Origin of the sequence: Acidovorax lacteus, from assembly GCF_039540375.1 — a bacterium.
GTDB lineage: Bacteria > Pseudomonadota > Gammaproteobacteria > Burkholderiales > Burkholderiaceae_C > Acidovorax_G > Acidovorax_G lacteus.
Window position 1 is genome coordinate 12,891 of sequence record NZ_BAABEX010000013.1, and the last position, 11,670, is coordinate 24,560.

Genomic DNA, 11,670 nt, shown 5'->3' on the forward strand with positions numbered 1-11,670 from the left:
ACTTCGGGATCCGAAGGCAAGATCCGGAGACGCTGATACAAAAAAAGGCCACCGCGCCCGAAGACGACGGTGGCCGAAGTGGCTGAACGGTGCGCCAGCGGCGCGAAGTTCAGGTGCGCAGGGCTCCACTCTGCGCATCACCCACGCATGGGGTGGCCGCCGCGCCGGGGCGTGCCGGGCGCGTGCGGAGCATCGGTTGCCAGGTTCAGGGGTACAGACCGCGCATTTCGCGGGCGTGCAGGATGCGGCGGCAGGCCACGATGAAGGTGGCGGTGCGCAGGCTGACCTTGTGCTCCTGGGCCACTTGCCAGACGCCGGCAAAGGCTTCCTTCATCACGCGCACCAGGCGGGCGTTGATCTCTTCTTCCGTCCAGAAGAAGCTGGAGAAGTCCTGCACCCATTCGAAGTAGCTCACCGTCACGCCGCCAGCGTTGGCGATCACGTCGGGCAGCACCAGCACGCCCTGATCGTGCAGGATGTCGTCGGCCTCGGGGGTGGTGGGGCCGTTGGCGCCCTCGATCACCATCTTGGCGCGGATGCGTCCGGCGTTGGCCTTGGTGATCTGACCTTCGAGCGCGGCGGGGATCAGGATTTCGCAGTCCACGCCCCAGAAGGCGTCGGGTTCCATCTTCTCGGCCCCGGGGAAGCCGCCCACGCCGCCGTTGTCGGCCACATGGCGCAGCAGCTCGGTCACGTTCAGGCCAGCTTCGTTGGCAATGGTGCCGGTGTGGTCCTGCACCGCCACGATGCGGGCACCGGCTTCGGCGAACAGTTTGGCCGCAATGCCGCCCACGTTGCCAAAGCCCTGCACGGCCACGCGTGCGCCTTCGATCTTGAGGCCGATGTGGTGGGCCGCTTCCACGCCCACGGTGTACACACCGCGGCCCGTGGCTTCACGCCGGCCCAGCGAGCCGCCCAGGTGGATGGGCTTGCCGGTGACCACACCCGTGGCGGTTTCGCCCACGTTCATGGAGTAGGTGTCCATCATCCACGCCATGATCTGCTCGTTGGTGTTCACGTCGGGTGCGGGGATGTCCTTGGTCGGGCCGATCACCAGGCCGATTTCGCTGGTGTAGCGGCGCGTCAGGCGTTCGAGTTCGCCGCGCGAGAGCTTCTTGGGATCGACCCGGATGCCGCCCTTGGCACCGCCGTAGGGCACGTTCACGGCTGCGTTCTTGATGCTCATCCAGGCCGACAGGGCCATCACTTCCGACAGCGTCACGTCCTGGTGGAAGCGCACGCCGCCCTTGCCGGGGCCGCGGCTGGTGTTGTGCTGCACGCGGTAGCCCTCAAAGTGGGCGATGGTGCCGTTGTCCAACTCGATCGGCACGTCCACGATCAGCGAGCGCTTGGGACGCTTGAGTGTCTCCACCCACCGCGCCAGGTTGCCCAGGTAGGGCGTGACGCGGTCCACCTGTTGCAGGTAGATGCCCCAGGGGCCGAGGTGGTCGGCCTGCAGGTAGGACGGCAAGGCATGGGTGGGCAGGTTGCCGGGGGTGTTCGACATGGTCATTTCCTTGTGGGAGAAAGTCATGGCGCGCAGCTTAGGCGGGCCCCCCCGGGGCTGTCCAAGGCCAGTTTTTTGGGCTGGTATGCGTTTAATGCATAACGCTGGGAAGGCGCTCCGCTTGCTGCAATGCAGCACTGGCGCGGGCTGGCGGGGTGCAAGCCCACCGCAGGGGAAAGGCGGGCGCGCTCACTCCACCGTGAAGTGCACGATGCTTGGGTCGCCCGTGGGGTAGCGCAGATCGAGCGACTGCAGCAGGCCCCGCAGCAGTGTTGCGACCATCAGGTTGCGGTGGGTTTTGGAGTTGGCGGGTACGATGGTCCAGGGCGCCCAAGGCGTGTGCGTGGCGGCCAGCAACTGATCGTAGGCGCGGCGGTAGTCGTCCCAGCGCTGGCGCGCGGCGATGTCGTCCATGCTGAACTTCCAGTGCTTGGCCGGGTCGTCCAGCCGCGCCTGCAAACGCTCGCGCTGCTCGTCCTTGCCGATGTGCAGCAGAAACTTGAGCACGATGGTGCCGGTTTCGCTGAGCATGCGCTCGAAGTCGTTGATGTGCGCGAAGCGCTGGCGCTGCTGCTCGGCGCTGATCTGGCCCTGCACCACGGGCACGAGCACGTCCTCATAGTGGCTGCGGTTGAAGACCGTGATCTCGCCCGCGCCCGGCACCTGCTGGTGGATGCGCCAGAGGAAGTCGTGCGCGCGCTCGGCCTCGTGCGGCGCGCGCCAGCCCACGGCGTGCACGCCCAGCGCGCTCATGCGGCCAAACACCGCGCGGATGGTGCCGTCCTTGCCCGAGGTGTCGGTGCCCTGCAGCACCACCAGCAGCTTGTGGCGGCGGTCTGCGTAGAACAGGTTTTGCAGCGCGTCCAGCTCTTCGGCCAGGGCTTCCACCGCGGCCTTGTCGCGGGCCTTGTCGCCCAGCGAGAAGGGCTTGGCGGCCGGGTCGGCGGCGTCCAGGCCGGGCAGCAGCGGCCCGGGCTGCCAGGGCGACCAGGCCTGCTGCAGCGCCAGGGGCAGGCGGGTGAACACGGAAGGGGTCATGCGGAGTCTCCAGGCTGGGGGTGGGGCACCCGGGGGCGCCATGCCGTGCAGCATGCCGCAGCAGCGCGCCTCGCACCAGCGGCAGCTGCGCAAGGCCTCAGGCGGCGGCCTGCTGCATCAGGGCCACAAAGCGGCGCGCGCCCAGGCCCAGCGGCCGCTCTTTGGACCACACCACATCCACCCACAGCGCCACGCCATTGCTCAGGTTTTCAAACGCCATCTCCACCAGCGTACCGGCCGCGATGCGGGGCTGCACCAGCGCCCGCGGCTGCCAGCCCCAGCCCAGGCCGGCTTCGATCAGGCCCAGCGCGGCCAGGTGGTTGTCGGTGCGCCAGTGGTGGCGACCGAACACGAAGCGCGGATCGGTCTGTGCCAGGTCGCGGCTGGCCACCACGATCTGCCGGGTGTGGGTCAGGTGTTCTTCGCGCAGGCGGGGCAGCGGTGCGCCGGGCGTGCGTGCGGGGCCGAGTACCGGGTGGTCGGGCGCGATCACGGCCACCAGGGTCTCGCTGCCCACTTCCTGAAAGCCCTCGCGCCCGTCGATGCTGGGCCGCTCGAACACCAGCGCCAGCTGCGCGCGCCCGCGGTGCAGCAGGGCCAGCGCGTCGGCCTGCGGTGCGGCCAGCACCTCCACCTGCAGCAGCGGGTATTCCTGTGCCAGGGCGGCCAGCGGCGTGCGCCAGCGCGCGGCCAGCAGTTCGGGCGCAATCGCCAGCGTGAGGCGTTCTTCAAGCCCCTGGGTCAGCGATCGCGCCTGCGCATTGAGCTGCTGCAACTGCCCGGCCAGCAGCCGCGCCTGCGGCTCCAGCGCGCGGGCGGCCGCGCTGGGGCGGGGCTCGCGTCCGCTGCGGTCGAACAGCGGCACCCCGAGTTCAGCCTCCAGGTGGGCGATGGCCATGCTCACGGCCGAGGGCACGCGCGACAGCGCCCGCGCGGCGGCCGAGAAGGAGCCGTGGTCAAGCACGGCCAGAAAGACCTGCACGTTGTCGGAATGGAAGGCCATGGCACCGCCGAATTGTCAGAAAAACTGAAAGTACCTGACTTTACCTGTCAGTCAGCCTTGCATACAGTGCCCACATGTCATCGCCCTTGCCCACTGCTCCCGCGGCTGCCGACGCAGCTGTCCACACCACCGAGCCCCGCACCGCAGCCGGCTTGCAGGGTGTGCGCCGCCGGGTGGTGTACGTCACCTTGTACGAGCTGATCGCGATTGCCGTGGCCACCGTCGGCCTGGCCGCGCTCACGGGGCAGAGTGCCGCGCATGCCAGCGTGGCCTCGGTTGCGGCCTCGGTGATCGCCGTGGTCTGGAACATCGTGTTCAACTGGGCGTTCGAGCGCTGGGAGTCGCGCCAGGCGGTGCGCGGGCGCAGCGTGGCGCGGCGGGTGGCCCACGCCATCGGTTTTGAGGGCGGGCTGGTGTTCACCCTGGTGCCGCTGTTTGCCTGGTGGTTCAACGTCAGCCTGTGGGAAGCGCTGGTGATGGACTTCGCGCTGATCGTGTTCTTCCTCGTCTACACCTTCGTGTTCAACTGGGTGTTCGACCGCATCTTCGGCCTGCCGGCCTCCGCCCAGGGCTGAGCCAGCCACCAGGCCGGGCGGGGCGCGCGGGCGTTCCGCCGTAAAATCGCGCCCGCACTCAAGGAGCGTTGCAGCGGCGCGCCCGCCCACCCGGGCCGGCACCGTCAGGCTTGGGTGCCCCGCCTTCGCAACGACGCTCACCTGTTGAACCCGGTTGCCCTTTACTCGACACAGGTGAGCCCCATGCCTGCCCCCATCCTGCCCCCCATGAAGCTGTCCGGCCTGGAGCCGGTGTCCATCGGCCAGGGGACGCTGTTCGTCAACATCGGCGAGCGCACCAACGTCACGGGGTCCAAGGCGTTTGCGCGCCTGATCCTCAACGGCCAGTACGAAGAAGCCCTGGCGGTGGCCCGCCAGCAGGTGGAAAACGGCGCGCAGATCATCGACATCAACATGGACGAGGCCATGCTCGACAGCAAGGCCGCCATGGTGCGCTTTCTGAACCTGTTGGCCAGCGAGCCCGACATTGCGCGCGTGCCCATCATGATCGACTCCTCCAAATGGGAGGTGATCGAAGCCGGGCTGCGCTGCATCCAGGGCAAGGGCATCGTGAACTCCATCAGCATGAAAGAGGGCGTGGAGGAGTTCAAGCGCCAGGCGCAACTCATCAAGCGCTACGGCGCGGCGGCCGTGGTGATGGCCTTTGACGAAAAGGGCCAGGCCGACACCTTTGCGCGCAAGATCGAGATCTGCGAACGCGCCTACCGCCTGCTGGTGGACGAGGTCGACTTCCCGCCCGAGGACATCATCTTCGACCCCAACATCTTCGCGATTGCCACCGGCATCGAAGAGCACAACAACTACGCGGTCGATTTCATCGAAGCCACGCGCTGGATCAAGCAGCATCTGCCCGGGGCCAAGGTGTCGGGCGGCGTGTCCAACGTGTCGTTCAGCTTCCGCGGCAACGACCCGGTGCGCGAGGCCATCCACACCGTGTTCCTGTACCACGCCATCCAGGCGGGCATGGACATGGGCATCGTCAACGCCGGCATGGTCGGCGTGTACGACGAACTGGAGCCCACCCTGCGCGAGCGCGTGGAAGACGTGGTGCTCAACCGCCGCCCGGATGCAGGCGAACGCCTGGTCGAGATTGCCGAATCCGCCAAGGGCGCGGCCAAGGACGACAGCAAGAAGCTCGAATGGCGCAGCGGCACGGTGGAGCAGCGCCTGTCGCATGCGCTGGTGCATGGCATCACCGACTTCATCACCGAAGACACCGAAGAGGCCTACCGCGCCGTGCTGGCCAAGGGCGGCCGCCCGCTGCACGTCATCGAAGGCCCGCTGATGGACGGTATGAACGTCGTGGGCGACCTGTTCGGCGCAGGCAAGATGTTCCTGCCCCAGGTGGTGAAAAGCGCGCGCGTGATGAAGAGCGCCGTGGCGCACCTGGTGCCCTACATCGAAGAAGAAAAGAAGCAGCAGGAAGCCGCAGGCCTGGACGTGAAGTCCAAGGGCAAGATCGTGATTGCCACCGTCAAGGGCGATGTGCACGACATCGGCAAGAACATCGTCACCGTCGTCTTGCAGTGCAACAACTTCGAGGTGGTGAACATGGGCGTGATGGTGCCCTGCCACGAGATCCTGGCCAAGGCCAAGGTCGAGGGCGCAGACATCATCGGCCTGTCGGGCCTCATCACCCCCAGCCTCGAAGAGATGCAGTACGTGGCGGGCGAGATGCAGAAGGACGACTACTTCCGCCTGAAGAAGATCCCGCTGCTCATCGGCGGCGCCACCACCAGCCGCGTGCACACCGCCGTGAAGATCGCGCCGCACTACGAAGGCCCGGTGGTGTACGTGCCCGACGCCTCGCGCAGCGTGAGCGTGGCGCAAAGCCTGCTGGGCGACGGGGTGCAGGCCTACGTGCAGGAGCTGAACGCCGACTACGACAAGGTGCGCACCCAGCACGCCAACAAGAAGCAAACGCCCCTGTGGCCGCTGGCCAAGGCCCGCGCCAACCGCACGCCCATCGCCTGGGCCGGCTACCAGCCGGCTGTACCCCGTGCCCTGGGCCGCCGCGTGTTCAAGAACTTCGACCTGGCCGAACTGGCCAAGTACATCGACTGGGGCCCGTTCTTCCAGACCTGGGACCTGGCCGGGCCGTACCCCGCCATCCTGCAAGACGAGGTGGTGGGCGAGCAGGCCCGCAAAGTGATGGCCGACGGCCAGGCCATGCTCAAGAAGATCATCGAAGGCCGCTGGCTCGCTGCCTCCGGCGTGATGGCCCTGCTGCCGGCCAACAGCGTGGGCGACGACATCGAGTTCTACACCGACGAATCGCGCACCGAGGTGGCCATGACCTGGTACGGCATGCGCCAGCAGACAGAGAAGCAGGCGGTGGAGGGCGTGATGCGCCCCAGCCGCTGCCTGGCCGACTTTGTGGCCCCCAAAGACAGCGGTATTGCCGACTACGCTGGCCTGTTCGCCGTGACGGCGGGCCTGGGCGTTGAAAAGAAAGAGCAGGCCTTCATCGACGCGCTGGATGACTACTCGGCCATCATGCTCAAGGCCCTGGCCGACCGCCTGGCCGAAGCCTTTGCCGAGTGCCTGCACGAGCGCGTGCGCAAAGACCTGTGGGGCTACGCTGCGGGCGAGCAGCTCAGCAACGAAGCCCTGATCGCCGAACAGTACCAGGGCATCCGCCCCGCGCCCGGCTACCCCGCCTGCCCGGACCACAGTGCCAAGACGGACCTGTTCCGTGTGCTCAACGCCGAAGACATCGGCATGGGCCTGACCGAGAGCCTGGCCATGACCCCCGCGGCCAGCGTGAGCGGCTTCTACATCGGCCACCCCGAGGCCGTGTACTTCAACGTCGGCAAGATCGGCGAAGACCAGTTGCACGACATGGCCGAGCGTCGGGGCATGGACGAAAAGGCGCTGGCGCGGCTGCTGGCGCCGAACCTCTGAATGCTATTATTTTGATAGCTGATCGTGCTTGATTATTAAGCACGAGCGGTCGATTTTTCCTTATCGCCCTCTCTGGCCGCAAGCCCCCGCCCGCGGGGGCTTTTGCATGGGCAGGCCGCACGCGTAGCGGCTTTCTGCCCTGGCGGGTACCCCACTTGTGTCGGGGCGCTTTTCCCCGCCGTCTGGCATGTAATCGCCTGCGCCTGGACCAGCCCTCTGCGGCTGGGACCGGGCATCTGGCGCTGTCGGGGCCCGCTGCCTGAACGGGCGGCCCACTGCAGCGGTCAGGCATCCAGCGACCAAAGGTGAGGGACGACCGCCATGCTGCATTTCTTGGGACATCCGGGGCGCCGCCTCGGTCGTATGGCAGCGCGCCTGGGTGCGGGGCTGGTGCTGGTGCTGGCGGCGGCCTCGCCCATGCAGGCCCTGGCCCAGCACACTTCGGGCGAATGCCCGCCCCAGACGGCCACGGTCACCGCCGGGGGCACGGTCACCATCGACATCAGCGACTGCGAGGTCCCCGGCTTTGGCGGGATCGGGCGGATCGATGGGGGAAACTCCGGCCCGGCCAACATGGAAGACCATGGCATCGCCACCACGCGGCGCGGCACTGGCGGCGCGTGGCTGCTGGACTACAGCCACAACGGCTCCACGGGCATTGGGGGGACCGATGTCTTTGAGCTCAGCGACGGCTCGATGAGCGGCATCGGCGACATCCAGTTCACCATCACCATCAACCCGTCGGCCTCGCCCATCACGGTGACGCCGGGCACGCTGCCCGCGCTCACGGCCGGGGCGGCGTTCTCGCAGACGCTGTCGTCCAGCGGCGGCCTCGCGCCCTACACCTACACGCTGCAAAGCGGCGTGCTGCCGCCCGGGCTCACCCTCACACCGGGCGGCGTGCTCAGCGGCACGCCCACGCAGCGCGGGGCGTACAGCTTCAGCGTGCGCTCCACCGATGCGACCACGCCCACCGCGCAGTTCGCCGACAAGGGCTACACCGGCACCGTGGCCAACCCCACGCTGACCCTGGCCACGCCCAGCGGCACGGCCATCCAGGGCGTGGCGTTTTCGCAGACGCTCGCCACCACCGGGGGCGTGGCACCCTACGTCTACCAGTTGGAAACGGGGAGCTTTCCCAGCGGTATCAGCATTTCCAGCGCCGGCGTGGTCAGCGGCACCACCACCGATCCCGCGGGCAACTACCCGGTCACGCTGCGGGTGACGGACTCGAGCACCGGCCCGGGCGTGTACTTCGAACTGGAGAGCTATACGCTCACCGTGAGCCCCCCGCCCTCGGTGTCGATCGCCGTATCGCCCGCCAGCGTGTCGGAGGACGGGGCCACCAACCTGACCTTCACCGTCACCCGCAGCCTGAACCTGTCATCGCCCACGGTGGTCAACATTACGACCAGCGGCACGGCCACGGCGGGGACCGACTACACCGGCAGCGTGGCCACCGTGACCATTCCGGCCGGCGCGACCACGGCCACCATCGTGATCAACCCCACGGTCGATGGCACGGTGGAGCCCGACGAAACCGTGACGCTGACCGTGGCAGCCGGCGCGGGCTACACCGTCGGGGTGCCGGCCAGCGCCACGGGCACGATCCTGAACGACGATGTGCCCACGGCCACCATCACGGTCTCGCCCGCCGCGGTCGCTGAAGACGGCGCGCCCAACCTGGTCTTCACGGTCACCCTCAGCCAGGCGGCCTTCAGCGCCACCTCGGTGGGTTTCACGATCGGCGGCACCGCAACCAACGGCTCCGACTACACGACCATCGTGACGCCGCTGGTGATTCCGGCGGGCAACACCACGGGCACGATCACCGTCAACCCCACCGCCGACGCGACCATCGAGGCCGACGAAACCGTGACGCTCACCCTCACGGCGGGCGCAGGCTACACCGTGGGCGTGCCCAACAGCGCGACCGGCACCATCCTCAACGATGACCTGCCGAGCCTGGCCATCAACGACGTGAGCGCGAACGAGGGCAACGCAGGCACCACCAGCTTCACCTTCACGGTGAGCCTCAGCGCCCCGGCCGGCCCTGGCGGCGTCACGTTCGACATCGCCACCGCCAACGGTACCGCCACGGCGGGGGTGGACTACGTGGCCCAGTCGCTCACGGGCCAGACCATCCCGCCAGGCTCGACCACCTACACGTTCACCGTGCAGGTCAACGGCGATGCCCTCAACGAGCCCAACGAGACCTTCTTCGTCAACGTCACCAACGTGGTGAACGCGGTGGTGATCGATGGCCAGGGCGTGGGCACCATCGTCAACGACGATCCGCTGCCCAGCCTGTCGATCGACGACGTCACGGTCGTGGAAGGCAACAGCGGCAGCGTGAATGCGGTGTTCACCGTGACCCTGAGCGCCGCCAGCGGCCAGACCGTGACGGTGAACTACGCCACGGCCGACGGCACGGCCACCCAGCCGGCCGACTACACGGCCACCAGCGGCACGCTGACCTTCACCCCCGGCCAGACCACCCGCACCATCAGCGTGCCGGTGCTGGGCGAGACCGTGCCCGAATCGAACGAGACCTTCTTCGTCAACCTCAGCGGCGCGGTCAATGCCACCATTGCCGACAACCAGGGCGTGGGCACCATCGTCAACGACGACGTGCCCGTGACGCTGAGCCCGACCACGCTGCCAGGGGCCACCGTGGCCACGGCCTTCAGCCAGACGCTCACGGCCAGCGGCGGCACGGGGCCGTACAGCTTCGCCGTCACCGCCGGGGCCCTGCCGCCGGGCATGGTGCTGGCCTCGGGGGGGCTGCTCAACGGCCCGCCTTCGGCCGGCGGCACGTTCAACTTCACCGTCACGGCCACCGACAGCAGCGGCGCGCCCGGCCCGTACAGCGGCAGCCAGGCCTACGCGCTCACGGTGGCGCCTGCCACCGTCACGCTGTCGCCTGCCAGCCTGCCTGGCGGCACGCGTACCGTGGCCTACAACGCCAGCGTCACCGCCAGCGGCGGCACCACGCCGTACCAGTACACCGTCACCGCCGGTGCGCTGCCGGGCGGGCTCACGCTCAGCACCAACGGCGTGATCACGGGCACGCCCACGGCCGTGGGCACCTTCAACTTCAGCATCACGGCCACCGACGCGAGCACCGGTACCGGGCCGTACACGGGCACGCGGGGCTACAGCATCACGGTGGCAGATGCGACACCGGTAGCGGCCAACTCGTCGCACACCGTGGCCTACGGTTCGTCCAACAACACCGTGCCGCTGTCCATCACCGGCGGCACGCCCACGTCGCTGACCCTCGTGACGCCGCCCACGCGCGGCAGCGCCACCGTGACCGGGGCCACGCTGCAGTACACGCCCAACGCGGGCTATGCCGGCCCCGACAGCCTGGCCTACACCGCCAGCAACGGCACGGGCACCTCGGGCACGGCCACGGTGTCCCTCACCGTGAGCAGCCCGACCATCACCGCTACGCCGGGCACGGCCGACACCGCCACCGTGGGCACGGCCTTCAGCCGCACCTACACCTGGGGCGGCGGTGCCGCGCCCTACAGCGGCTACCAGGTGCTTAACCTGCCGGCCGGCCTGTCGGTGACGGCCACCACGGGCACCACCGCCACGGTGTCGGGCACACCCACGGCCGCGGGCGGCTTCAACCTGGTGCTGTCGGCCACCGACAGCAGCACCGGCACGGGCCCGTTCAGCGGCGGCGCAACGTTCACGCTCACGGTGAATGCGCCCACGATCGCCGTGGCCCCGGCCACGCTGCCGGCCGCGCCGGCCTACACCGCCTACAGCCAGACCTTGACCGCCACGGGCGGCATCGCGCCGCACCGCTTTGCCGTCACGGCCGGGGCGCTGCCGCCGGGGCTGACGCTCACTGGCGCGGGCCTGCTCAGCGGTACGGTGGGGGCGCCGGGCACCTACCACTTCACCGTCACCGCCACCGACAGCAGCGCGGGGCCGTACACGGGCAGCCGGGCCTACACGCTCACGGTTGCACCCAGTGCCACGTACACCGGGCCTTCGCCCACCGGGGGCGGCGACATCACGGCCAGCTTCACGGGTGGCGGGGCGGGCTGCGTGTTCTCGACCGCGCAGTTCATTCCGCTCACGGGCCATCCGTCCAGCCCGCCGGCGGGCTCGGCCCCGGCCGCGGTGCAGTTCCCGCAGGGGCTGTTCGATTTCAGCACCACGGGCTGCACGCCGGGCAGTACGCTGCAGTTCAGCATCACCTACCCGTCGGCGCTGCCGCCGCAGGCGCAGTACTGGAAGTACGGCCCCCGGGCGGCCAACCCCGCCCCGCACTGGTACACCATTCCGGCCACGGTGGCCGGGGCGGTTGTCACCTTCAGCATCACCGATGGCGGCCTGGGCGACGATGACCTGAGCGCCAATGGCACCGTGGTGGACGCGGGCGGCCCGGGCTTCGGGCCTGGCGGCGTCACGGGGGTGCCTGTGGGGCCGTGGCTGCCGGCCTGGCTCACGCTGGGGGTGGTGGGCATGGCCGCGTGGCTGCGCCGCCGCAAGGCCGCCGGTGGTTGATGTGAAATAGGCTGCTCGTGCTTGGTTGTGAGGCACGAGCAGCTATCAAAACAGTAGCAATCAGCAGCTGCTATCCGGTCGCGATGCCATCGCAGCGCCATCACGGCTCCATCGCC

The 11,670-nt window shown here is 68.7% G+C and carries 6 protein-coding genes and 1 riboswitch; of the genes, 3 read left to right on the forward strand and 3 right to left on the reverse strand.

Annotated elements, in window-relative coordinates:
- Positions 1-205: 205 nt before the first annotated feature.
- The 3 genes from ABD866_RS09465 to ABD866_RS09475 form a co-directional block, all read right to left on the reverse strand.
- Complete coding sequence (locus ABD866_RS09465; RefSeq protein ID WP_345064467.1) at positions 206-1,507, reverse strand: Glu/Leu/Phe/Val family dehydrogenase; 1,302 nt, start codon at positions 1,505-1,507, stop codon at positions 206-208.
- Positions 1,508-1,696: 189 nt separating this feature from the next.
- Positions 1,697-2,545, reverse strand: coding sequence for a PPK2 family polyphosphate kinase (locus ABD866_RS09470; RefSeq protein ID WP_345063795.1), 849 nt, complete (start codon positions 2,543-2,545; stop codon positions 1,697-1,699).
- Between the two features lie 97 nt (positions 2,546-2,642).
- Positions 2,643-3,548, reverse strand: coding sequence for a LysR family transcriptional regulator (locus ABD866_RS09475; protein ID WP_345063798.1), 906 nt, complete (start codon positions 3,546-3,548; stop codon positions 2,643-2,645).
- Positions 3,549-3,700: 152 nt separating this feature from the next.
- Here ABD866_RS09475 and ABD866_RS09480 point away from each other — a divergent pair, with 152 nt between their 5' ends.
- From ABD866_RS09480 to ABD866_RS09490, 3 genes are all read left to right on the forward strand, one after another.
- The gene (locus tag ABD866_RS09480) at positions 3,701-4,123 is read left to right on the forward strand and encodes a PACE efflux transporter (RefSeq protein ID WP_345064469.1); all 423 of its coding nucleotides are present in this window, start codon (positions 3,701-3,703) and stop codon (positions 4,121-4,123) included.
- Positions 4,124-4,177: 54 nt separating this feature from the next.
- A riboswitch (S-adenosyl-L-homocysteine riboswitch) is annotated at positions 4,178-4,269 on the forward strand.
- Between the two features lie 37 nt (positions 4,270-4,306).
- Positions 4,307-7,027 (forward strand): methionine synthase, encoded by a 2,721-nt coding sequence (gene metH / locus ABD866_RS09485; protein ID WP_345063801.1) that lies wholly within the window; start codon positions 4,307-4,309, stop codon positions 7,025-7,027.
- Between the two features lie 321 nt (positions 7,028-7,348).
- Positions 7,349-11,554, forward strand: a complete 4,206-nt coding sequence (locus ABD866_RS09490) for a beta strand repeat-containing protein (protein ID WP_345063804.1) — start codon at positions 7,349-7,351, stop codon at positions 11,552-11,554.
- The last annotated feature ends 116 nt before the right edge of the window (positions 11,555-11,670 follow it).